General features: G+C 48.4%; 17 protein-coding genes and 1 pseudogene. 3 read left to right on the top strand and 15 right to left on the bottom strand.

The window, feature by feature from the left end:
- Positions 1-26 precede the first annotated feature (26 nt).
- The 3 genes from AC1DOV_RS13215 to AC1DOV_RS13205 form a co-directional block, all read right to left on the bottom strand.
- The gene (locus AC1DOV_RS13215) at positions 27-941 is read right to left on the bottom strand and encodes a carbohydrate ABC transporter permease (protein ID WP_477508895.1); all 915 of its coding nucleotides are present in this window, start codon (positions 939-941) and stop codon (positions 27-29) included.
- Positions 942-955: 14 nt separating this feature from the next.
- Positions 956-1,864 (bottom strand): ABC transporter permease, encoded by a 909-nt coding sequence (locus AC1DOV_RS13210; protein ID WP_477550167.1) that lies wholly within the window; start codon positions 1,862-1,864, stop codon positions 956-958.
- 366 nt (positions 1,865-2,230) lie between these two features.
- Positions 2,231-3,025, bottom strand: a complete 795-nt coding sequence (locus AC1DOV_RS13205; RefSeq protein ID WP_441880443.1) for an alpha/beta hydrolase — start codon at positions 3,023-3,025, stop codon at positions 2,231-2,233.
- 375 nt (positions 3,026-3,400) lie between these two features.
- On the opposite strand from AC1DOV_RS13205, the gene AC1DOV_RS13200 reads away from it, so the two are divergent.
- Together AC1DOV_RS13200 and AC1DOV_RS13195 are read left to right on the top strand one after the other, a co-directional pair.
- Entirely contained in the window at positions 3,401-5,107 is a 1,707-nt protein-coding gene (locus tag AC1DOV_RS13200) for an RICIN domain-containing protein (protein ID WP_477550166.1), read from the top strand.
- 106 nt (positions 5,108-5,213) lie between these two features.
- Positions 5,214-5,435 (top strand): annotated as a pseudogene (locus tag AC1DOV_RS13195) (stage V sporulation protein R); the annotation flags it as partial.
- Positions 5,436-5,673: 238 nt separating this feature from the next.
- Here the strand turns inward: AC1DOV_RS13195 and AC1DOV_RS13190 are convergent.
- The 12 genes from AC1DOV_RS13190 to AC1DOV_RS13135 all read right to left on the bottom strand — a co-directional run bounded on the left by AC1DOV_RS13190 (position 5,674) and on the right by AC1DOV_RS13135 (position 25,022).
- Entirely contained in the window at positions 5,674-6,642 is a 969-nt protein-coding gene (locus AC1DOV_RS13190; RefSeq protein ID WP_477550165.1) for a glycoside hydrolase family protein, read from the bottom strand.
- Positions 6,643-6,849: 207 nt separating this feature from the next.
- Complete coding sequence (locus tag AC1DOV_RS13185; RefSeq protein WP_477550164.1) at positions 6,850-9,144, bottom strand: chondroitinase-B domain-containing protein; 2,295 nt, start codon at positions 9,142-9,144, stop codon at positions 6,850-6,852.
- A 138-nt stretch (positions 9,145-9,282) separates the two neighbouring features.
- Positions 9,283-10,413, bottom strand: a complete 1,131-nt coding sequence (locus AC1DOV_RS13180; protein ID WP_477550163.1) for a glycoside hydrolase family 88 protein — start codon at positions 10,411-10,413, stop codon at positions 9,283-9,285.
- A 21-nt stretch (positions 10,414-10,434) separates the two neighbouring features.
- A complete protein-coding gene (locus tag AC1DOV_RS13175) occupies positions 10,435-11,310 on the bottom strand; it encodes a carbohydrate ABC transporter permease (protein ID WP_477550162.1) in 876 nt (291 codons plus the stop codon).
- A gap of 12 nt (positions 11,311-11,322) precedes the next feature.
- Complete coding sequence (locus AC1DOV_RS13170) at positions 11,323-12,276, bottom strand: ABC transporter permease (protein WP_477550161.1); 954 nt, start codon at positions 12,274-12,276, stop codon at positions 11,323-11,325.
- A gap of 103 nt (positions 12,277-12,379) precedes the next feature.
- Positions 12,380-14,050, bottom strand: a complete 1,671-nt coding sequence (locus AC1DOV_RS13165; RefSeq protein ID WP_477550160.1) for a type 2 periplasmic-binding domain-containing protein — start codon at positions 14,048-14,050, stop codon at positions 12,380-12,382.
- A 172-nt stretch (positions 14,051-14,222) separates the two neighbouring features.
- A complete protein-coding gene (locus tag AC1DOV_RS13160) occupies positions 14,223-16,577 on the bottom strand; it encodes an AraC family transcriptional regulator (RefSeq protein WP_477550159.1) in 2,355 nt (784 codons plus the stop codon).
- Between the two features lie 21 nt (positions 16,578-16,598).
- Positions 16,599-17,780 carry a polysaccharide lyase 6 family protein gene (locus tag AC1DOV_RS13155; protein ID WP_477550158.1) on the bottom strand — a complete coding sequence of 394 codons (1,182 nt, stop codon included), beginning with the start codon at positions 17,778-17,780 and terminating at the stop codon, positions 16,599-16,601.
- A gap of 282 nt (positions 17,781-18,062) precedes the next feature.
- On the bottom strand, positions 18,063-18,773 hold the full coding sequence (locus AC1DOV_RS13150; protein WP_477550157.1) for a metallophosphoesterase family protein: 711 nt from the start codon (positions 18,771-18,773) through the stop codon (positions 18,063-18,065).
- A 624-nt stretch (positions 18,774-19,397) separates the two neighbouring features.
- The gene (locus AC1DOV_RS13145; RefSeq protein WP_477550156.1) at positions 19,398-21,794 is read right to left on the bottom strand and encodes a glycoside hydrolase family 95 protein; all 2,397 of its coding nucleotides are present in this window, start codon (positions 21,792-21,794) and stop codon (positions 19,398-19,400) included.
- Between the two features lie 506 nt (positions 21,795-22,300).
- Positions 22,301-24,670 carry a beta-galactosidase gene (locus AC1DOV_RS13140; protein WP_477550155.1) on the bottom strand — a complete coding sequence of 790 codons (2,370 nt, stop codon included), beginning with the start codon at positions 24,668-24,670 and terminating at the stop codon, positions 22,301-22,303.
- Between the two features lie 220 nt (positions 24,671-24,890).
- The gene (locus AC1DOV_RS13135) at positions 24,891-25,022 is read right to left on the bottom strand and encodes a hypothetical protein (RefSeq protein ID WP_477508908.1); all 132 of its coding nucleotides are present in this window, start codon (positions 25,020-25,022) and stop codon (positions 24,891-24,893) included.
- Positions 25,023-25,192: 170 nt separating this feature from the next.
- On the opposite strand from AC1DOV_RS13135, the gene AC1DOV_RS13130 reads away from it, so the two are divergent.
- Positions 25,193-25,498, top strand: coding sequence for a hypothetical protein (locus AC1DOV_RS13130; protein WP_477508909.1), 306 nt, complete (start codon positions 25,193-25,195; stop codon positions 25,496-25,498).
- Positions 25,499-25,637: the final 139 nt, after the last annotated feature.

Genomic DNA, 25,637 nt, shown 5'->3' with positions numbered 1-25,637 from the left:
CGGCCGTTAAGCCAGAGCTAGACGAATTAACCTTTGATAGCTCCAATGGTGAGCCCCTTGGTAAAGTACTTCTGAAAGAATGGATAAACGAACAGGATAGGACCAATGGAGACGACTACCATCGCCATCCGCAGACTTTCCGTCGGTACCGATTGCTGCACAAGCAGAGCTACTCCACTCCCCGCCAATTGATTTTTGAAAAACTCCGCTTGGCGAATCATTTGAATCATCACATACTGCAAAGAAAATTTATCGCTATCGTTAATGAACAACAAGGAGTTGAACCAATCGTTCCAATACATCAGCGTTGTGAACAATCCGATGGTTGCCAGCACTGGAAGTGAAATGGGAAGTACAAGCTGGAAAAAAATTCGCCACTCCGACGCTCCATCCAGCTTGCCCGATTCAATCATCTCTTCCGGTATCGTTTGCTGGAAAAATGTACGAGCAATGAAGATATAAAACGCGTTCGAAAGGCCTGGAAGGATAAGCGCGACATAAGTGTCCTTCAGATCCAAATAGTTGACGTACAACAGATAGAAAGGGACAAGCCCACCGGAGAACAGCATCGTAATCAAAAGATAAATATTAAAGGTTTTTTTAAACGGAAAATCTTTGCGAAAGATAGGATACGCATATAACGCAATTAACAACACTGCCAGCAAAGTACCAATAAAGGTAACAGATAGGCTAACCCCATAGGCCTTCATGAGAGTAGACGAATTGGCAAAAAGATAGTGGTATGCAGATCCATCGAACTCGTCAGGCCAGAACTTGTAGCCCTTTAACGTTAGAAGCTTTTCATTTGAAAACGAGATGGCGACGATCAGCAGGATCGGCAAAATGCAAGCGAGACTGAATGCGATGAAAATAATATGAAGCAATATCGCAGCTAGCTTAGACACCTTTTGGTACGGTTTAACGTTCGTTGCTTTGTTCATTTTGATTCTCCATTCTAGAAAAGTGCCGTGTCGCGATTAAGCTTACGAGCCAGGCTATTTGCTCCGATAACAAGGAAAAATCCAACTACCGATTGGTAGAAATTCGCTGCGGAGGCCATTCCCAAGTCATTGAGCTGAATCAGTCCTCTATAGACATACGTATCGATGACATCCGTCGTGGAGCGCAATGCGCCCGAGTCGAGCGTAACATGATAGAATAATCCGAAATCAGAGCGGAATAAGCCGCCCAAATTCAATATCGTCAGAATGACCATCACGGGAGTCAGGAGCGGAATTGTAATTCGGATGATCTGCTGCCACTTGCTGGCTCCATCCATGACCGCTGCTTCATACAGCTCCTCGCTGATGCCAGTTATTGCTGCCAAGTAAATGACGCTCCCTATGCCGACGGAATGCCACATTTTCGTTAACCACAGAATATAAGGCCAAGCCTCCGGGTGCATATAAGCATTAAATGAAGAGTGTCCGAACAAAGGCAAAACGTATTTGACCAGGAAACCGTATTCAGGGTGCAGAAAGGCGTACACGATATAGCTAACGACGACCATAGACAAAAAATTCGGCATGATCATCACTGTCTGATAGAGTCGCGATGCAAGCCTGGCACGTACCTCATTAACGGCAATGGCGATCACAACGGAGAGAATAAGACCGGTCACAATAAAGACAACATTGTAGGCGACCGTATTAATCGTTACTCGCCACGCATCGGAAGTAGCGAAGAGAAAACGGAAATTGTCGAGCCCTGCCCACGGACTGCCCATAATTCCGTCGATGTAGTTAATGTTCTTGAAAGCAATGAAAACGCCAAACATGGGAATATAACAATTAATGAAAAAAACGATGCTTGTCGGCAGCAGCATAAGCAGCAGCACGCGATACTTCACAATGTTCCGCAGCAAACGGACGTAGCCCCTCTGTCGCAGTGAATGAGCTTGCTTAGCAGAAAAATTTACAGATGAAGGAATTGACATAGCATTTAACCTCACTCTATTTCAATAGGATAGATTTATTATAATGAAGTTGGAAATTGGAATTCTCTATCTCAGGTGATCTCATTTATTAGAAAGTTACCTCTTAACCTGATTTCCAAATATCATCCTCGTTGTCTATTCTTCGTGTTTCGTCTTACAATCAAAAGTGGAACAAAACATCACAAAAGCATCACCTTAATAAGGTGATGCTCCGATTGTTGAGAATCCAAATTGTCATGATACCATGGTTATTATTTCACTCGTGTACCTCTAAGGGATCAGACGCTAGACAGGCTATCTAAAAATGAGTTGGGAAAAATGGTATAAATCGTTTTTCCAAACCGGCCAATCGTGGCCGCCGCTCTCCTCGTACCAAATATGGGGTACATCGTTCCTCTCCAAATAGGCATGTGTCCGGTCGCTGACATGCTTAAGATTGTCCAGAAGTCCGCATGACAACCAGAGCAAACTCAGCTTAGCCGCCGCATCTTCCGGATTCGGGACAAGCAACTCGGGTTCCTTTGTGTTTGGCGCAGAGGAAAAACCTCCAATCCAAGCAAAATGATCTAGATTGCCTAATCCGATATTGAGCGATTGTCCTCCTCCCATCGATAAACCGGCTAGAGCACGGTTCTCTCTCCTCGTCAGAACCGTATAGTTCGATTCCACATAAGGAATGAGATCATAAAGCAAATCGAATTCGAAATCCTCAAACGCCTTTAATTTGTCCGCGTCGAATAAATTGCCCTCCGCTCGGTCGTTCTGCATGGCACGGCCGTTAGGTAGAACCACAATCATGCGCGCAAGTTTATTGTCTGCATACAAATTATCAAGAATCACTTGCGGACCCGCATGATTGTACCATTCCTCTTCGTCTCCGCCGATACCATGCAATAAATAAAGAACGTTATATTCCCCTTGACCATCCGGGTAACCTGGAGGGATGTAAATCATCGCTCTACGCTTGCATCCTATTGTCTTAGAGAAATATTCAACCGTTTCAATTTTGCCGTGGGAAATATCTTCCCTGTACTGGTCATAACTCGTCGGAACGGCACGTCTTAGCAAATCATAGTTAATTGAACTCATCCTTTTTCCTTCCCCTTCCTGTTTACACCTACTTAACTGCGAAAAGTATAAACTTTCCATAATGAACAAACAACCTGTCAATTGTTACTATCACTTGTACGTTAAAGATAGAGTTAGAAGGGTTTCAGAACCATAATTAGACAGGTTGTTGATAGTGTCAAACGAATAGTAAACTCAATTTTGTAAGCGCATACATATTAATTTTACAAATAATTCACCTCTTTCATCTTCTCCTCTCCTGAAGTCTAAATGGTTATGAATCGTTATTCTTCACTTCTGAATCAGCTCTGGGTACCTCATCCACCGTATGCTTCACCACACCCTTGTACTACCATGAATTAACATATGTAAAACAAAAAAAGGAGATGAGTATTAATGATTAAAAAGAAAGTCAGTTTGGCAATGAAGCTTCTGCTGCTTGTGGCGCTAGTGATGTCGCCATTATTGCTGAGCGGCAAGAAGGCAGATGCGTGGGTTGGCATGCCGATGTCCAAGCTCCATGTAAGCGGCAACCAATTGGTGAACAGCAGTGGACAGCCTGTTTTGCTAAGCGGGTGGCATCAGCCTTCGGGCGCTTACTGGACGTACCAGAACAGCAATTACTACCTGAATCAGAATGGCGGGAATCGACATGCGGCGATCTTAGCGTATTTGAAAGATATCACCGACACCTTTACAAGCACCTCGGCCAAATACGGCAACAACCATGGATGGTATATGAATCAGGTACGTCTATTCATTGACCGGGAAGACATGGGCGACGTAGCGGCGGGCACGTACAATTTTGCCGGCCTGCAAGCCGTTACTCAGAACGTCATCATTCCTTATATCAACTATGCCAAGACCAAGGGCCTGTATGTCACCCTCGGCCTAGATTTCACTTTAAGCAACAACCAAGCAACAACCCCTGCCAATCTCGCAAAGTTTAATCAGATTTGGGGTTACCTCGCTGATCAGCCAGGAATCAAGAGCGCTGACAATGTTATGTTCGAGCTCATTAACGAGCCCGTGCTGTCTGATGTCAATGGCGTCTGGGGCGGTCATCCTTCCCAATCCAATTTCATTGCGTACTGGAACTCGCTCAAAAATTTCCAAAATTCCATGATCTCCACAATTCGCAGCAAAGGCGCGGATAACGTCATCTGGGCATCGGGACTTGGTTGGGATCAATACTATCAGCTATGCGCAGCCTATCCATTGACGGATTCACTGAACAATATAGGTTATTCCGTACATTGGTATCCGGGCTATGGCGCTTATGATGACTACACTCCTTTGCAACAGCAATGGGATACCAATATTAAGCCTTGCGCTGATAATTATCCAATTAATATTACGGAGACAACCTGGTTCAAGACCCAACCGGGAGACTCTTCCTACTGGGATCTGTTCAACGGCTCGAACGCAGGCTTCGGCAAAAATACCAAAGCGATCTTCACGGCAGCGGGCAATGTGAGCATCGCTGTCCATATGAATGGATTTTTGTTGAATCCCGGCACGAGAAGCTCATTTGCAGACCCAACAGGCGGATTGATGTATGATGGCAACACTGCCCGGGACGGCATGGCCCGATTTATATTCGAATGGTACTATGAACGTGCGCAGTTCAATCCTTGGAATGGTATATGGAATGGAGTCACGAATGGCGCAACTTACAAGCTCGTCAACCGTGCTTCGGGTAAAATACTCGAGGTTCCAGGCGGCCAGAATACTAACGCGTTGCAGCTTCAACAGCGAGCAGACAATAATACGACAGCTCAGCGCTGGATCGTCACGGATCAAGGCACCTACAATAACTATTACGAATTGCGAAGCGTAAGCTCAACTGACAACAAAGTCATGGATGTTCGTAACGGGACAAAAAACAACGGGGAAGCGATTCAGCTTATGCAGGATCTCTCCAATACCGCGCAGCAGTTCCGATTGATCAAGCTCAGCAACGGTTACTGGAGCATCTTGAATGTGAATAGCAACAAAGCGGTAGAAGTCGCCGGCTCCTCCACGACTGATGGCGCGAATATTCAGCAAAACTTATACAGCGGCAATCTCAATCAGCAATGGCAGCTGGTACAGATTAACTAGCAGGAAGAGGTACAAAAAAGGTGTCCTAAAGGGGGATAGACGGGACTGCCCCCCGGTTATGAATCTCTAATTCAAAATGTACTTATCGTCGCCCATGTGCTCGCTTATATCCAATAAATCGTGGGAGAAAATTCGCGATCAACTTGTTTATTCAAAAGTAAACGGTGGTTTCCCTAGATTGATGGTTAAGGATCTGAAGTATGTGGAGCGCACGCTTCTCCATGTCGTTCAGCTTCTGGGGAAGAATGTTCATCTAGAGACGTTTATTGAGGATAAAAAGATTGTGTTTCGCTGTGATGGGATGAAAACGAGTCGGAGGTTTGTTTGAGACAAGTGGATAGTGATTCATAATTCTGTTTTGAAGAGCGCTATCATATTTAAAGATGTTACAGAAAACCCGATCTCATTGGATCGGGTTTTCTGTAACACTCTTTTATGCAATTTTGTCATATACAAATATGGATAACATACTACATTTCGATCAATTCAGTGCAGTGGTTATACGTCATAGCCACATAACAATCGCTTGACGCCACGCAATTGCTCACCGCAAACTCCCCCATGTATCATTGCTTTAAAGGTATAACCATGTTCCATGTATCGGAAGCGTCCATAAAACCGTCATTGCCGTCCGAGACGGCCGCGAACAGATGAGTCGGCTTTCCGTTCTGGAAGAGCAGGAATGGCCGCTCCAGATTTCCCAGCGTCTGCACCGTGCCGTCATCCCATCGCACCGTCCGGGAATAGCTTTGCGGCTGTCCATGCAAGCTCCATTTCAACCCGTCTGGAGACCCCGCGTAGATGCCGCCGTATTTTTCACCACATAGACGCCCTTCCATATCTTTGGCGATCAAATGGTATCCTTTCGCTGTTTGCCAGATGAACGGATCTTCAATATGGAACGACTCCGGGGGAAACACCGGCTCTCCGCTCAGCACCCGGTATGGTCCCTCATAGTGATCCGCATACGCGACGCCAATCGTCATGCCGCCATGCAGGTTGCCTTCGTAGCTTCGTGCCTTGTAGATCAGCAGCACGGAACCGTCCTCCCGGACACACGGAGCCGGATTGGAGGTCAGAAAGCTATCGAATCGGCCGGGACGTGTTGGCAATATCGGTTCGTCCGCTCTGTACCAAGGGCCGAATACGCTGTCTGCGATAGCCAGGCCTACCCGTTTGTTCGCCCGCGCCACGATGCATTGCGGATCGGTTAACCCGAAATTTTCGGGCGGCTCCGGATCGCCTAGCGGATGGGTCGAGCCCGTATAATAAAGTAAATATTTGTTGTTATGCTTAACGATATGGGGGTTGTGCGTGCAGCGTCCGTCCCAATATTGCGCTCCCCTCGCCGGAAGCGCCACCTCGCGGAATTGGTACGGTCCCTCGGGCGTATCCGAGTCCGCCCTGACAATCTCTGAAGCCGTCATCCAGCCGGGGTGCATCGGGAGAGTCTTCGGCCAGCGCGAGGCAAACATATGAAATTTGCCGTCCTCGCCTTGCACGACGGAACCACACCATATCCAATAACCTTCCATTCGGAAGCCGCCGCCACGCGGAGCCGGCAGCATCGTGTCAGTATGCATGTAACGTCACCTCGCCTTTTCCCTCTGCTCCATAGCTTCTGCGAACCATGGTCTCCCATCCTTTCAAATAAAGTGAATAACCGGCCTGCTCCTCACAGCTATGGAACGACATAGTTATGCCGGCGGACCGACCGCCGGCATGCTTGCTCATCTATTACCCTAAGGCGTATTCAGCCCCACATCGCCTGCCGCTAGCGGGCGGTTCAGCAGAGGCGCGCTGGAATATTCATCCGCCCCCACATCCGTTGTCGCCCGCATTTGGCCGTCCATATCCTCCTGCACGAACGCGTATGTCCCTAAAGCGGCGTCAATCGCTGGGCTGCTTGCGGACAACTTCTGGATGCCGCTCACCGTAGTGAGCAGCGGATTGATATTTCGGATCTGCCCCGAGCTGCGCGATATGTTGCTGATGGTGCTGCCATACCCGATGTTGCCCTGAAACAGCGTATTCGTTGTCGCCGCCTCGTAATAAAGCGTGCCGGTGCTGTTGCGCACGAGATTGTTCGCCACGACGGAATCCTGCGGAGCATACGCTTTGCCCGATCCAATGACGATGCCGGTTGTGCTGTTTACAATCGTATTGTTGATGATAAGCGCCCGGTAAATTTTCCACTGTTTGCGCAATTGTTCGACCGTCGGGCTTGGTGGAGAGCCTCCAGTACCTCCGTCAAAATCGCCGTTAGGCAAATAGATTGCTTCGCCTGTCAAATTCTCGAAGTAGTTGTTATAAATCTTATGGTCATTGCCGAACATCCGGATGCCTTCCTGATCCGACTCGACGCCGTCCCCGAGGAAGAAGTTGCCGTATACGCTGTTGTTATGGCCGTGCCGCAGCGTTAGGCTGCCCTTGGACGTCAGGAATGTATTGAAGCGCACCGTATTGCTGCTGCTCTTCACCGAAACAATTTCCGGCTCGCCGTCGCAATTCTGAAATACATTATATTGTATCGTATTATAGCCGTGGGAGAGCGTTAGACCGGACAAGCCGAGACGGATCGTCTCTTTGCCGTTGGCTACCCATGGGCCTACATCATGGAAATAGTTGTATTCGATAATATCGTATTGCGAAATTTGCCCTGAACCATCCTGTCCTTCGTAAGCGATCAGCGGTTCGGTGTCGCTCTTCATTCCGAAGTCGTTCCGGTCGATGCGGTTATGATGGCTGTTCGTGCCCCGCACTTGCAGCCACATCAGGCCACCGCCCGAGCTTGGCAGCGCAAATGTATTACGGGTCAGTCGCACATGGTGCGAGCCTTCGAGCACCACTGCGCTATTGCTTATGTTCGTAAACTTTAATCCGTCCAGCACCACATGCGAGGAGTTTTCGACGCGGAAGCCCGACGCTCCCGAGATGATAGCTTGGCCGCGGTTTTTCGCCTTAATGACGATTGGAGCGTTGGCGGTGCCGTTTTTGTTCTGAACAGCAAACGGGCTTGTACGCGAATACGTGCCGTTTGCCAGCACAATCGTTTTACCCGCCGCAGCGGTTGCAAGCTCGGCAGTGAGCTGCGTGGAAGTGCTAACTTCGACAACCGTCCCTTCGCTACCGCTGCCGCTTGAATCGCTGCCATAAATTTCGACCTCTGCGAAGCTGTTCCATGCGTTCACCGAGTTGCCGTGGCCAACAATACGAACGTAGCGTACAGGGGCCACATCGGCAAAATCAAATGTCTGCAAGCTGTTGCTCAAACTGCTGACCGCTCCCGAAAGTGCTGTGCTGAAGTTGTAGCCATCATAGGAAGTCTGGATATCAAAGCTGAAAGTTCGCTCTGCCCCGTTGGTGAAGGCGATCTTCACGTATTCCACCCGCTTGCTCGATCCAAGGCCATATTGGATCCACTCCCCGTCGCCACTCGCCGCCCAGCGCGTGCCAAGATCGCCGTCGATCGTATTCGCGACGATGTTGCCGTCATCTCCACTAGCCATTAGCTGCGGTACAGTAACCGCCAGCTTGCTTGCACCCGGCGAAGGGCCGCTCGCGGTGCCGTACAGTTCAACTTCGGTATAGCTGTTCCACAGGTTGGAGGAATTGCCGTGCCCAACGACCCGCACATAGCGGGCAGGATCGACATCCGGAAAATCGAACGTTTGCAGGCCTTCCACAAGGCTGCTCACAATTCCGCTGCTGACGGTCGTGAAGGCGGAACCGTCCGTAGACGTCAAAATATCAAAAGTAGAAGTGCGGCTTGCCCCATTCAAAAAAGCAATTTTAATGGAAGACACTTTGCGGTTTACGCCCAAATCGTACTGAATCCATTGCCCGTCGCCATTCGCTGACCAACGTGTGGCGAAATCGCCGTCCACCGTGTTGGCCGGAACATTGCCGTCATGTCCACTCGCCGTCACGCTGGAGCTGCTAATTGTGAACTTCGCATCGGCCGCCCTCGCCGCTCCTGGCATTAACGCAACTAGCATACAGAGCAAAATCATGCATGTCATACTTTTGGTTCCCATAATTCTTCATCCTTTCCGTTATGAATTGATGGTTATTGAATCATTCCCTTCGTTCCGTCCGCACCTCCTCTCAAGAATACGGAAGCCGGGAGGTGCTACCTGTCCTCCCGGCTTCGTTAATACGGCCCATGATCCCGCTCAAAAAATATGCTGGCTCCAGCCCTTGCTCTTCGCCAAAGCTTCAATATAATAGTAATCGCCGTAAATCAGCGATACGTTGATGTTGCTATTGACTGGCTTATGCCCGGTTGCACCGAGCAGAATGCCTTCATACTCCGGCTGATCGAACGTACTGTAGTTGTTCGACAACGAGCGCAGAATGCGCGTGGCCGCGCGCTGATATAAAGCGGCTTCCTCAGGAGGCACCTGCGACGCGATATCGATCAGTCCGGATGCCGCGCAGCTTGCCGCCGAGGTGTCGCGCGGCTCGTCCGTCAAGTCGGCCGCTGCACGGAAATCCCAATGCGGCACATCGTCTTCCGCCAATGCGCTAATGAAATAATGCGCCACCCGCTTCGCCGCATTCAAGTAACGCGCTTCCCCCGTATAACGGTAAGCGCAGCTCATCCCGTAGAGCGCCCAAGCTTGGCCACGCGACCAGGACGATTGCGGCGCGAAGCCCTGTCCGCCGTCATAACGCTCCACTTCGCCCGTCTCCGGATCGAAGATTACGATATGATGCACCGAGCCGTCGTCTCTTATAAACGAGCGGAGCACCATATCTGCATGAGCAACCGCAATATGCTTGAATCGCGGATCATCACTTTCTTCGCTCGCCCAGAACAGCAGTGGCAAATTCATCATCGAATCGATGATCGACCATCCCGTCTGGTTGCGGGGCCACGCTCTAATGAACTGTCCGACCGGGTTGTACCTGCCTGCCAAATAGTTGGCGGCAAACAGCCCGCGCCGCCGTGCGTCCTCGTCGCCGGTCAGCTTGTAGCGAATAACCGATGTCGGCAGAAACTGAAAGCCAACATCGTGGTGGAAATGGTTGTCTCGCAAGTAACATTGCTCCATGCTTACATCCCAAGGCTCTGCCTCCTCCCGATAACGCCGCTCTCCGGTCATATCGTACAGAATCCACAGAATGCCCGGCCAAAAGCCCGAAATCCACTGATCCACTTTGATCTGGTCATATTTGCCCGCTGCCGAAACATGCGGCGCTTCTGTCCAGCCCGCTTCGATCATATGATCAACTTTAATCTTCACTTTATCCCACCAATCCGACAGCTCGGATGGTTTCAGCTTCACATTTTCATGGCTCATCTCAAAACTCCACTCCTTATCCTAACCTTTGATGGCACCGATCAAGGCGCCTTTCACGAAATATTTTTGCAATAACGGGTATACCAAAAAAATCGGAAGGGTAGCTACCATAATCGTGGCGTATTTCAATGTCTCGCCGAGTATGATGATCTCATCCTGGGATGCTCCCTCCGCCATAGAGCTCGCCTCGCCGATAATCAATATTTCTCGCAGGATCAACTGCAGCGGATACATCGACCGATCCTGAAGGAAGATCATGGCATTAAACCACGAGTTCCAGTGGCTTACTCCGTAATACAGGCCTACCACTGCAAGCACGGGCTTGCATAACGGCAGGAAGATGCGGAACAGAATGACAAAGTCGTTGGCGCCATCGATCTTGGCCGACTCTTCCAGCGCATCCGGCACCGCCTCGAACGAAGTCCGCATAATAATGAGGTTAAACGCGCTTATTGCTGTAGGCAGGATTAGCGCCCACAGTGAGTCCGTAATGCCCAGCCCTCTAACCAGCAAGTAGAACGGAATTAATCCACCACTGAAAAACATCGTAAACACGATAAAGAGCGTAAGCTGCTTGCGATATTGCAACGTTTTTCTGGACAAGGCGTATGCGGCGAAGGAAGTGAGCAGCAAATTGAGAGCCACGCCTACAATGACAATAAATAACGTGTTGCGATAGCCGAGCAGGATCATCGGGTTGCTGAATACCGCCCCGTATGTTTCAAGCGAGAAGCCCAGTGGCTTCCAAAGAATACCCTTATGCGCCATCATCAGCGCCGGTTCGCTGAATGAAGCAAATGCCACGTACAGAATTGGGTACATTGTTGCAATCATGAGCACGGACAAAAACAGCGTATTGCAAACCCGGAATATATGTTCACCCAAGCTTACTCGCATGCGAACCCTCCTCTACCACAAGCCCGTATTGTTCAACTTCCGGCTTATCCAGTTGGAGCCGATAACGAGCGCGAAGTTAATCACGGAGTTGAACAATCCGACTGCTGAGCTGAAACTGAATTGAAAATCTTGAAGCCCGACTCGGTACACATACGAGGAAATGACATCCGCTGTCACATAAGTGGTCGGGTTGTACAGCAGAATAACTTTCTCGAAGCCAACGCTCATAATTCGGCCAATGTCCAGGATGAGCAATATAACGAAGACGGGCAGCAACCCCGGTAGAGTAACATTAAGCATCTGCTTCCAGCGTCCACCGCCATCGATCTTGCAAGCTTCATATTGCTCGGGATCGATCGCAGACAGCGCGGCCAAGTAAATAATTGTACCCCAGCCTACATGCTGCCAAATATTCGACGAAACGAAGATCGTCCGGAAAAAAGACGGCTCCAGCAGCATCGTGATCCGCTCGCCGCCGAAAAATGCGATAATATCGTTAATGACGCCGTCACTGCTCGTAAAATCCTTGATCATGCCGCAAATAATGACAAGCGAAATAAAATGCGGCAAATAAGTGATTGTCTGAACCGAACGCTTGAACAGCGCATTTTTCACCTCATTAAGCAGCAAGGCGAGAATAAGCGGAGCGGGAAAACCGAAAACGAGATCGTACAAGCTTATCATCAGAGTGTTTTTAAACACCCGCCAAAAATACATTCCGCCAAAAAAGTCTCTGAAATGCCCCAGCCCTGCCCACGCGCTGCCCCCAATTCCAAGCCTGGGATTAAAATCCTTGAACGCAATAATCGCACCGTACATCGGAAAATATTGAAAAATAATGAAATATGCCAAAACAGGAGTAAGCATGATGTACAAATACTTGTTCTTAACTATGTCTTTCGCGATATTAAGCGGCAGACGCCCGGCATGCGCGACTTTGCTGCGTCCCAGCTTCAACTGAGCCATCTCCTACTCCTCCTGTCTACATGCAGCATCATCGGCAGGGGATGGTTGCACCACCCCCTGTCCCCACGGCGGCCTGCAGCCTACCGCAAGACGATACATGGAGTTATCTTTTGTTGTAGCGTTCCAAGGCACCTTGATAGATGTCGATTACATCGCGAATGCCCATATCTTCCAGCTGCTTCACGAAGCTGTCGAACTTGTCGAGCGGTTCGTTGCCCATTAAAAATTTGATAAACATTTCTTCCAAATACGTGTTGATTGCCGTCATCGTCTGCGCTACCTTCTTGCTCTCATCTACAGTAGGCGTAATGAACGCGGGCAAGATATGTTTCTCCGCATCGGTCTCCGACCAAACCTTGACCGCCTCATCCTGTTGCGTAAACGTGTTGGTCGTTTTTTGCTCATGCATCGGGAACGGGCCATTCGGAACTGTATATTGCGCCAGCATCTGCTGCGAAGTGTACTTTTCGTTTTTCACGATCATATCGGTAAATTTCGGGACGCCGTTGTCCATCGTGTAGCTTTCACCTTCAACGCCGAAGTTGTACATTATGGTTCCTTGCTCGCTAAATGCGAAATCCAGCCATTTTACGATCGTTTCCAGGTCTTTCGCTGATGTCGTCACGGCCGCGCTTGCTTTCGGGTTATATTTGAAATCGCGCTGTCCGGTGAATGGTTTTTCGCCTGCTTTCAATACCGGATAAGGAGCCGCTGCGAGATTAAAATCCGGATTTTGTGCTTTGCCGGACTCCAGCCATTTGCCCATGCCGCCGCCCAGCAGGTAAACAGTTGCGCCGGACTCGCCGTTCAGAAACCGCTTATCCAGCGTGTTGCGCTCTACGATTGGAAAGTCTTTATCAATCAGCCCTTCGGAATACCACTGGCGGAACAACGCCAAAACATCTTTGTATTGCGGATCTAACGGACCGTATTTCACTTTGCCCTGATCGTCAATATAGAAGCCGTGCGACGTTTTGTATGCGCCGAAAAACGCATCCTGTAAATTCATTTTGTTCGCGTATAGTGCCGTGAGCGGTGCTGCGGCGCCTTTTTTCTCCTTGAACGCCGTTAGGACCTTATGCCAATCATCTATCGTTACAGGCAATTGCAGCCCCAGCTCATCCAGCCAGTCTTTGCGCAGCATTGGTCCGCGGAAGACTACGCCTTCCGAGTTGCGTACCATCGGGAAGGCGTAATATTGACCGCTGTCGGTTTTCACCATTTTATCCAGATCCGGATCAGCTTCCAGCATCTTCTTTAGATTAGGCGCATATTTATCGATCAAATCGTTGAGCGGTACGATAACCCCGTCTGCAATCGCCTTTTCTGGTCCACCTGGATAGATGCTCCAGTCGTACTCCAGCACATCCGGCAGTTTGCTGGAAGCGAGCAACAAATTAAACTGCTCTTCCGCTTGACCGTCAGTCGGGTGGATGTAGGTTACTTTCACGCCGGTAGCTTCTGCAATCGCCTTCCCGATTGGCGCTTCCGCCAGATTCGTTGTAAATGTAATCAGGTTTCCGTTGATTGGAGCCCAGTACGAGAACGTATCTTTGGTATCCAGCGGATAAACCGGCTTATTCGCTCCCTCGTTGCCTTTGCTTTCGTCATTTCCGCCCGTATTGCTGACGGCGCTTTGAGTTGGCTCTGTCTTGTCCTTGTTGCCGGAGCCCCCATTACTAGTGCATGCGGTTAACAACAATGAGAGTACCATTGTGATCCCCAGTGTAAGCTGCAGCCCTTTGTGCATCTTGCCGTTACGTTTTTTCGCCATTGTGCCCCTCCGTTCTTTTCGTATCGAATATGTTGGTGTGAATACGCTTTCATCGTAACGCTAATTCAGTGCCACAAACCATTGTCAAAACCTCAAATATACTGCAATTTCTCAAAAATGAGGGTAGCAAAACCGCAAGTTAACCGCTTTTTCTTGAAAAAAAGCCCGAGAGCTACTTGACTTCCCTGTAGCGCCCGGGCGTAATGCCTTCGAACTTTTTAAATATGCGGTGGAAGGTATTCACATCGTTGTAACCGACCATCAGCGATATTTCGCTGACATTATATTTCTCACTGGTAAGCAGCAATTTGGCCTGCGCCAGCCGCGTCTTGTTAATGTAGTCGAGCAGAGATTCGCCCGCAAGATCCTTAAACAGTTTGGAAACATACGACGGCGTCATGGAGAAGGCTTCCCCGATCATGGAAATGTTCAGGTTCTCGTCTTGGTAATACTCGTTAACATATTTCATGACCTTATCGATTAGCGGATTGCTGCAGTATTCGCGGTTATTATTAACGTAGCCGCACAAAAGCTCCAGCATATCGTATAGCTGGCTGCGCATCTCCCCAACCGTCTGGCATTGCATCAGGCGTTCGATGGCGCGCACTCCGTCAGGCATATCCGGCTTGCCCGCGATGCGGATTTCTCCGATTACTTTTTGCAGCGTAGCCATCAGATCGAACATGAGACATTTCGCTGTATGGAAAGGATACGGCTCTGTCGTAACATTTTTCTGTACAATCTCACCGACAAACGTTTTCGCCTTATCGAGCTGGCCTTCGCGAACCATAACGATCAGTTGCTGCTCGGCCTTGAGAGGATAAAAATAACCACCAGGAGCAGTCCCCTGGTTGTCGCTGCCGCTCAGGTCCGCATAATGAATAATGCCCCCGCTGCCTGCAATGATACGGTATTCCATCGCCTCGACCGCTTCCTGAAACGCCTGAAAGATGCCATATTCGCCCTCCTGCTGTGCACTGATGGCAGCGGTCAACTGGACATCGGCATGACTTGCGATGAACGACATCGTTTCTTCCGCGATGTGCTCCAGCTCCCCCCGCTGCTCCTCCGGCGAAACAAGCTGATGGTTGACGATGCAGGCGAGCAGCTCCTGGTCCAGTTCTACCGCATAGGCGTTAACGGACTTTCGCGCAACCTCCTCGACCACATTGGCGATCAGGAAGTGCAGCAACCGCTTGTTATGTACCTGATCCTCATCCTTCCGATGGAACTTGCCGAAATGCTCGATGCGCAGCAAGATAACAGAAAATCCGCCCAGCGGGAAGCGCAGATCATAGGCTGAGAACGATTCGTGCAGCGGGATATGGCTGTCGAGCTGCCCCTTCAGCAACCGCTGCAGGAAATGCGATCTGAGTGTATTGTTATGCTGATTCAGCTTGTTATGAAGCTCCTCCTTCTCATGGAAGGTACTGCTCAGCGCCTGCTCCAGAAAGGAGTATTCATTTGAGCCGCGATCGAATGTAACACCAGCCTTGAACGACAAGCTCTGAATGAGCGCATGAATCGGCAGGTAGTTCCGCTTGAGCAGCCAATACGTTACGCCGCCGCCAATAATAAGGCAAAGCAAGATGCTTGCGATCGTCAATTGCTCTACTACGTTCATCTTCTGGTGGTATACGCCCGCCGGAAGCGTCATCACATATTTCCATCCCGTAATGGAAGAGGTTGTATAGGATGCAACAAGCCTGCGACCGGAAGCCTCGATCTCCAGTTGCCCCGATTCTTCCGGCATATCGCTGTAGTGTAGAGCAGGTTCCGCCAGCGACTCGCCCGTAGACGCAATGAACCGGTTGTCTTCATCCAAAATAAAGATTGTGCCTTCCTCAGGCACCGACGCTTGCTCCAGCAGCTTGCTGCGGTCAATCATAAATAGCAAGACAGCTCCCGGCTGATTCATGATCGTTGATGTCGCATTTTGGGCATACATGACCGTAGGCCTCCACTCATTCTCTTCAGATACAACAACCGAGTGGTAGCCTTTAATGTACCATTGGTCAAAATATTTTTGAAACGACTGGAACGGCATTTGCTCTTCAAGGCGGATATGGTCGTATAACGCTTCGATGTTCATACGGTTGTTGCGGGCGATGACCGTATCGCTATTTTTGTAATAAATATAAATGCCTTCAAGAAAATCGTTAGCAATTTCATATACGCGCAAATCATTTGCGATTTGGTATATTTCGTAGTGATCTGAATCAGACAAAATGGGATCGGCAGAAATAAATGATGCGATTCGCCTGTTGAGGCTCACCTCGAGGCTTAGGCTCTCGATTCCTTTGAACTGGCTATCTATGGCTTGCTCCATCTGAACAAGAATGGATTGGTTGGCGCGGTTAATTTCGGCCTTTACAACGTTCAGCGTCGCGCCGTATATAACGCCGCTGATCAGAATGGGCACGAGCAGCACCGAAATGTATGAAAGCATCCAGGTCAGAAATACGCTGCGATTTTTGTGCCGGAGCTGCTTTAGATAGATCGTCCACCGGTTTCGAGTTTGGGCCATAGGTTCTCCTCCATGTTAGCTTTAGTCGGAGTCGGGACCGACGTCAATTCTTGTTAGAATGGCCGGACAACGAATATCCTCGACTTCCGCTTTCTGATTGTTGATACATACCGCCGGAGACGGCCGGTATTCATATATGGCCTGTTGCTCCTTGCCGCATACACGGTTGTAAGCGATTACACAATTCTCAGGCGCATAAGGAATCCGCTTGCCCAGCGTAATACCATGACGACAATTCACAATCGTATTATTCACGACATGCGCGCGATAGACGCGCCAATGTTTCCTCAGTTCCTGCTGCGTCGGCGCCTCCGGATAGCCATCCGGACCCCCATCGTAGTTACCGCCGTCAATGAGCAGCGCATCCAACGTTAAGTTTTCCATATAATTATCAAAAATGTGATGGTCGTTGCCGTAAATGCGAAACCCGCCCATCTCTTCCTTCATGCCATCACCGATAAACACATTGTGATGAAAACGGTTTCCATGTCCGTGCCGCGCAGTCACTTGGCCGGCGGAGTTAAGGAATGTGTTGTACCGAATTGTATTATAGCAGCTTTTTACCGAAATAATCTCGGGCTCTCCGTCGCAATTTTCAAACAGATTGTGTTGAATCGTAATATAACCGTTCGAGAGAGAGATTCCGGACAAGCCTAGCCGGATCGCTTCAAGCCCGTTGACGACTCGTGGGCCTATATGATGAAAATAATTATATTCGATAACATCATGCTGCGAAATTTGTTCCCCGTCGCCATCAAAAATGACGAGCGGTCCAAGGTCGGCCTTTGGCCCGAACTCGTTGCGTTCGATTCGGTTCCAGCCGCTGCCGCTTCCCACCACAGACAGCAGGCTGTACTCCGCCCCAACCTGTCGCGGCTCAAATCTATTCCGCGCAATCCTCACGTGCCGCGAACCGTCCAGAATGATAGATTCGCGCTGCTCGACCTGGAATAGCAGCCCCCATACCTCTACATAAGCAGAGTTCAAGATGCGTATACTTGATTCGCCAGTTATCGTCGCTTTTCCTTTATTGAAAGCGCGAATGCTTAATATTGCGGTGTCCGATCCCACTTTGCCTTCAATAATATAGTCTTCATTCCGCTCGTAAACGCCGTCTGCCAACAAGATCGTGGAACCAGGTTCTGCCCGGCCCATGGCTGCCGCCAACTCGTCGCTACTCGACACCCAATAAATAGTAGTCATCTTCCCACCTGCTTCCTATTAAATAGGCTGATATGATCCGCAGCCTCTGCAGGATCATATCAGCAACTTCACAACCTCTATTATGAAAGATACGTTTCCCATGCCATAGTGTAAAAAAATGAAACAATCATAAAAAAGTAAACTGAGGCTCAAAAATAGCGAAAATAATCGCCTTGCAACCTGTAAATCGCAACCTGCCGGTGGACAAAACATGAGAAAGGACGTATCCCGATATCAAATCGTGGATACGTCCCCATTGCAGTTGCCTGTTTACCAGCCAGCTTAACCGAAAAAAAAGTAGGCAACCTTCATCTCTTCTTCCTTCAACAGCAACTTTTGTGCTGCTTCAAGCAGAGGCGTGCGATCATAGACAAGACTTTTCATTGCAATTTTGCCATCGGTAATCGTGAAATAGTGCGCTTCTTTCGACGGATCGTCGCGACGGCGGTAGGACACGCTTCCCGGATTCAGCCACAAACTGGCGTCGCTCAAATAATGAATGCATCTGCGATGCGTATGTCCGAAAATAATGCGGCGATCTCCTGTATCCTCTGTTGTCTCGCCGCTGCGTTCCTCCCAGAAAGCGTCGTACTTGGGCAAGCTGTCAATCGTCAAATAGTTGTCGTACAGATGCTGCATCGTATAACGATAGCCATCCATTTCGAATGTGCGGTAGACTGGTATGCTTTCTAGGAAGGAAATTTCCGCTTCACCGAGCAGCCTTGCATTGCAATGTGCCCACTTGATACTATCCGCCGCCACATTATGACCTCTATTACCGTTTCGGTATAGGTCGATAATAATGTCGTCGTGATTGCCGCGAACGCAAATTGCATCGTTCTTATGCACCCATTCGATAACTTCCCGCGGGAAAGGACCGTAGTCTACGAGATCTCCCGCGCAATAGATTAAGTCACAGCCTTGTTCTGCTTTGCGGATCGTTTCCAATGCATAGACGTTGCTGTGAATATCCGAAATAATTAAAGCTTTCATATTCAGTTCAACTCCCAAAAGTTCAATATTCCCAGCAGTACCGTCACCGCTTCCGTCCGCGCAATGTATCCCCTGGCATGAAACGGTTGCGCTCCCACCCCTGTACGATTTCCGTTTTTTGTTCCGAACAACTTGGTTAAAGCCAGCTTTACTCCCCCTCGTCACCCGGCACGAACCCACTCCAACATTCGGATCTAAGTGTTCTCCCATTTGCCCAGCACACTCTCCCTCCTTTATATAAAAAGATGGAACTTTGATAAATCGTCAAAAGCTAAAACCGCCCTCATATATTTCTACTTCCAATCTGCAATTTCTGGAATAGGCATCAAATGTTAAAAAAGTCACTCATGAGATTGTACATTTTCGAGAAAAAAGGCACGTACGCTGCCTCATACTAGCTTCCGTTAGCTCAATAAATAGAGCAGGTTACCGTAGCACCTGCTCATCAATGTCTTTTATTCAAATCGTGACTCGTTTGTGCTCGGCAACCCTCAAATGCAAGGGGGCGGGATGTTTTTCATCCTATTTAGAAGATTAAATGATTAACTTGCTATTCCTATCCATTTTCTTGCGAAATCCTTTTACATAAAAAGTCCGGAAATTGTCTGATCATTAAGCTTGATATCACAAAGCAGAAATTGGTCTAATTATGTACTGTTCACCTGCAACTGTAGGAAAAGAAATTTTCTTAATATGCTGCTCCGACTTAGCTATAACTACTCCATTATTGATAGCTTCAATTTCTACTTCAGCATCTATCGTACAATTGCGTCCTAGCTTTGAAACAAGCTTGGCCTGCGAAAGCCTACCACTTGCCCATTCGATCCCTATCTCGAATCCGCCGCGCGCACGCAAGCCTGTTACGCTTCCCGTCTGCCAAGTATCCGGCAAAGCCGGCAGCAGTTGCAGCTTCCCTGCATGTGACTGCAGCAGCATTTCAGCAATGCCAGCCGTTACCCCAAAGTTTCCATCAATCTGAAATGGAGGGTGAGCATCGAAAAGATTCGGGTAAACTCCTCCAGCATGCCCTCTATCTGGGTCCCTCTCATCAACAATTCGCAGCAAGTGACTAATTAATTTACGAGAACGGTTGCCTTCGCCAAAGCGTGCCCATAGTCCAACTTTCCATGCGAGACTCCAACCTGTTCCTTCATCACCCCGAATTTCTAAAGAGCGACGAGCTGCCTTGAACAAGTCACTATCGTGATCTTTCGTAAATTGACTGCCCGGATAAACGCCATATAAATGAGAAACATGGCGGTGATGGGGATCCTCTTCATCGAAATCAACAGACCATTCTTGGAGTCTGCCTCCTCTTCCGATTCGAAGCGGAGCTAACTTATCTCTCTTGCTGAGCAGCTCCTTCTGCCACGCCTCATCCACCTGCAGCACTTCTGCAGCTTCAACGCAGTTTGTAAACAGCTCCCAAATAAGTTCCATATCCATAGCGCTTGCCGTCGACACACCAACTAAGCTGCCATTCGCAGGATTTTTGAATTTATGCTCGGGAGAAGTGGAAGGCGATGTGACTAACGAGCCTTGATGATCCTCCGTTAAATAATCACTTATGAACAGAGCCGCCTGCTTCATAATCGGATATGCACGCTCTTTAAGAAATAGGAGACTACCGCCAAATAAATAATGCTCCCATAAATGACTGCATAGCCATGCTCCCGCCATCGGCCATAGTGCCCAGACTGGATCACCATGCCCATAGTCGCCTACAGGCGCTGTTTGTGCCCAAATATCAGTATTTTGATGAGCTGTCCAGCCTCTTATGCCATAGTGCACCTTGGCTGTCTCACTTCCTTTAATTTTCAAACTGTCAATCAAATCAAATAATGGGTCGTGACAATCGGGTAATCCGCAGGTCTCTGCAAGCCAATAATTCATTTGCGCATTAATATTCAGCGTCCAATTGCTGCTCCACGGCGCCCTCGTTTCTCGGTTCCATATCCCTTGAAGATTAGCCGGCTGACTTCCTTTCCGAGAGCTGGCAATAAGCAAATATCGTCCATATTGGAAAAATAGCTCTATGAGTCCATGATCATCAGCCCCGTGCATCCTAATCCGTTTATTAATTGGTATCTCTGATTCATGTTCCGATGAAGCCGAATCTAATTGCAATTGGACACGATCAAACAAAGGCTTGTAGTCGGCAAGATGTTTATCCTTCAGCACATCATAGGACTGTGCTGCCGCTAGCGATAATCGTCTTGCAACCTCCTCGGACGGATTCTTCCCCTCATGAGTAGGCGACTTATCATAACCATTAAAGCTAGATGCAGCAGTCCATATAAGCATAACCGAAGAGGCTTTACTGACATGAATACCGCTATCATCCAGCTCTATCATTCCACCATCCGCTGTTGCGGTTAGCCCCGCCTCAAAGCGAATAGCCTCACTTTCCACTTCCTCTTTATATACGATTGGGTTATCGGTACAATAATAGCTTGGATCCACATGATCCGGACAGCGGCCATTCATGACGAGACTATCATCTCGCACAGACATTCGATATTTTAGCGGACTCTGCATCCTAGCAGAGAAGTTAAGCGACGAAGCTTTGCTGGCAGTTAATCTCATTACAAGTATCTTATCTGGGTAAGAACAGAACGTCTCACGAATGATACGGTTATCTCCCACCTTAAACTCAACACGGGCAATAGCAGTCGCTAATTCAAGGCTTCGTTTGTATTCGGTAGCTAGATCACCATGATAAAAATCGAGTATGAGTTCTCCTAATGGCAAGTAGGATTGTGTATAGGGGCCCAACATAGACTTCGCTAGCTCGTCTGCTTCTTCATATCGCTCTTCTTGCAGCAGCTTCCTAACTTCGGGCAACACCGCTAATGCATTCGGATTATTATCTCCCTTAGGGGGACCTGACCAAAGCGTATCCTCATTTAGTTGTAATCGTTCTCTTTCCACACCGCCGAAAATCATCGCCCCTAGATGCCCATTCCCAACAGGCAGCGCCTCTGTCCATACATCTGCCGGCTTGTCAAAATACATATTCATTCACTTTCACTCCTCTTTGTTGTTTCCCGATAACTGCCGGGGGTTACGCCAACCTATTGTTTAAATACTTTATAAAAAAGTCCTAGCCACACAAATATTTGAAACGTGATCTGCTTTCTGAAACGTCTGCTGAATATGTCTGGTAAAGGACTGGTCAGAGAGGTTCATGTAACAGGATGTGAATTCGTTTTCATGTTTGCCTCCTTTCTATAGTCTTAATTATAAAACGTTTTCATTAAATGAATACGGATCATTTATTAGCACTTAGGTATCCGATATTAAGGTGCTTTACATAAAACATAAAAATCCCTAACCCCTAAGTTATTAGGGGATTGGGAATTTGCTTCAGTTGGGCTATTCGTTTGGTTAGCCGTATTGGCCAAGCAGCATCTCATGCTCATAGAATCCCTTATTAGCCTGCGCTTACTTGACTTACCGAAACGTTTGGAGCTAAGTTATCTGCACATTCTTTATAAGCTGACCCACATTCATATCATTCAGATCCTTTAAACCCTCCGATTGCCATTGTCTATGCTAATCGCATACTCCGCTTCCGCAGAAAGCGCCAAAATCTCTGGCTGGCGATCTTCCAGTGGTCTGGATGGCATGTAGATGTCTCTCTCCTTTAATAGAGGAGAAATTTTCAGAACAATCGAATGGCTCGCCAATTGATCACGAAATCTCTTTAAGCCTATTTTCCAAGGGACGCCGTTATAGAACTGATCTGCGACGCATTGTCCGGCAATATAGGCTTGTGCTACATCTCCTACGAAATCGACGATCAACGTGATTTCGCTCGCTTCATTGAATGCCGAAGCATCTATACGAATCTCCCATTCAGGAGCTTTTCCTTCTTGCCCCTTATCTTCGAATAAATATTTGAAGAAATCTCCGTTTAGCGAAGAATCACGGATCCGCTTCCATGAGAATTCGACTTCACGAGTTTGCAGGATCGGCTTGAACACCTGGAATATCCCCTCTTTGTCTTGTGAGGACTCCAACGGTACGCCCTGACAAGTGATGCTATGTTTAACAGGAGGATAAACAGCAAATGCCATCCGGTCGGCTTCAGTACCGCTAATGCGCAATCCTTTCTCCTTAAACACGACGTTTCCTTCGCATAGAATTAACCGTTCACCTCCAAATGCCCGGCCCTTCCACAAATGCAGCGACTGCTCTTCGGTTATTGTCAGCACCTTAACGACATGACTGGCAACAGAGCGAACAGCGAATTCGCAGCCAGACCCCGGTTTCAGATCGGAAATGGCGAGCGTACCATCCTGCCGAACCAAAGTTCCCTCTTTCAATTCGACATCGGAAACGGTATCCGATTCGAAGGCGAATTCGGGGCGCACGCCAGAAACCTCGAAGAATACATACAGCGTCTCCCCATCTCCGCGAAGCCTACATAACAACTGTGCGGTCGCATATTTCAAACGTACACCGTCCATATCCATATGGAATGGCCAGAAGAAGTAACCGTCCTTCTTAAGCGTAAATCCATTTGCAGGAACGTTCAGCTCACCTCCGGGCAACCGCAATTCAACCTGTACGTCATCCTTGTCTTTCATCTCCGTCAGTCTCTGGTAGTTGTTGAAGAACAGGAAGCCGCTATCTCCTTGCGCTCTCGCTACGACGCGTACCGTCTCGTTATCCTCCAAGGATGAAGGCCGAACTTGCGGAAAAACCACAGCCATAGGCGCCAGCCTATCTCCGAAATCGTGTAGAAATAAATGAAGCCGCTTTAGTTTTCTATAAGAATCCCTGATTCCGCCAAACTCTCCGAGCGGCGCCTGGAAATCGTAGCTCCGTACGGGCAACTGATTGCCTTGGGGATTGGATTCTTGCATCGTTGAAAGTTCTCCGAGCGGCTGGGTTCCTCCATGATACATATAATAGCCCAGCAGATTGCACCCGTTAGCTATCTTAATCATCGCCATCGCACCAACGTCGTCCGCCTGTATGATGGGACGCCGATGATAGGTAATTTGCACGCCGCCCCCAAGCTCGCAAGAGCCATCGGGATAACGTTCGATGTCTTCCAAATCTTTAATATCAACGGCTTTCTCGCCGAACAGATCGCTGCCGATGCTCGGATCATTGCGTACTGAATGGAAGAAATAATGCGGTCCTGGAGGCAGTTGGTTTGTATGCTTTTCCCAAGGATGATCCGGATAACCTCCGAATAGCGGCAGCATTTCGTCCTTCGGAATCCGTGCTCCACCTGGGCCTCCCCAACCTGTAACCGTATATAAAGGAGCTTTCATGCCCAATTCTCGCGCGATACTCTTTAAGGTTCGCAAATGCTCGGGGTTATCCGTCAACTCGTTGTCGAATTGCATACCGACGATCGAGCCGCCATCTTGGAAGGACAGCCCTTCGATCTGCTTAGCAATTTCCCCGTAAAACCTTCTAACATACCACAAATAGTCATCATCGTTTGTCCGTAACGCGCATCTTCCATAGATCCAATCCGGAAAGCCTCCATTACGGCATTCGCCATGCGCCCATGGGCCTATGCGAACAAGAACCTCCAATTCGTTCTTCTGACAGAGCTGCACGAATTTCCTAAGATCCTTGTCTCCCGACCAATCGAAGCGACCTTCTGTTTCTTCATGATAGATCCAGAATATATAAGTAGCGACGATCTGGATGCCACCCGCTTTCATCTTAAGCAGCTCTTCCTCCCACTGTCCATGAGGAAACCTGGAGAAATGAAACTCCCCCATAACCGGCAGCCACGGCTTTCCTTCGCGGGTGAGATGCAAGCTGTTCACGTTGATTTCCTCTCCCGCCGGATTGGTGCCTCCCATTTTTAGATGGCCTTCGATCAATACTGGCTTTCGTTGATTGCCGACATCTAGTAAGTATTTCATTGTTTCACTCCCCGAGTATGCGTCCTTCCAACCCATCCGAGCTGTTGCACTGGATTCGAGCGCTTGAATTAAATTTCACTTCCATCATAATTTTGGAATCCTACCTGAACAACGGGCATTTTTTAAGATCATTGTCCAAATCCGTCGAACTGTCTTATACAAATATTAATCTCGTAGTCAGATATTTAGAAATCGAAACTGATTGCTGACCAGAAGGCCATTAGAGTTCAGAACATGGCTTGTTGTCCATCTTCCAGCGTTCACCTGCAAGCAACTTCAACTTACTCACTTCTCCGCCCCTTACTCTAAAATCGACTGTCTGATCGACGTTCGAGACAAGCGTCACACTCATCCTCCGATCCTCTAGATTCCAGTTCAATATGAAGAGATATAGTTAGATTTTTAGGTCGTTCTCATTTCTTAATATTCGAAGCAATGATGGATATAATCGTTTGACAAAGCCTATTGTCCCGAATATGATAATACTGACTAGTCAGTACAAATTAAAAGGAGTTGATATTCATGCATGAAATGTACGAATTGAAAGCTATCTTTACGCCGAATGAAGGAAAACGCGGAGATTGGGCAAAACTTAAAGTGGAGTACGGCAATCTCGGGGATAGCATCGAGATCGACAAAACGATCATAAGAATTTCGGATTACGGGATTTACGATGCAATGAAACGCGAAGAAGACGGATCGTTCACATGGTCTTATCCAATTCCGTATGAGGCACTGATCCAAACCTACGAGATCGATGTGTATGCGATAGACAAGATAGGAAACAAGGGACCTAAGCAAACGGTTATCTTCACTGTTACCAGCTAAAAATTCCCTTTCACATGAAACCGACGGCAGCTCGAATGTCTGCCGTCGGTTGTTCCTCCTAATCTACCTTTTGTCCTCTTCGGTTAATATCTTCATCCAGCGACACATTGTCATCAAAGCGAAAGTCTATCGAGAACTT

Source organism: Paenibacillus sp. 01T47 (assembly GCF_056398245.1).
The sequence above is the reverse complement of the archived record's forward strand: the minus strand, read 5'-3'. Positions and strand labels throughout refer to the sequence as shown.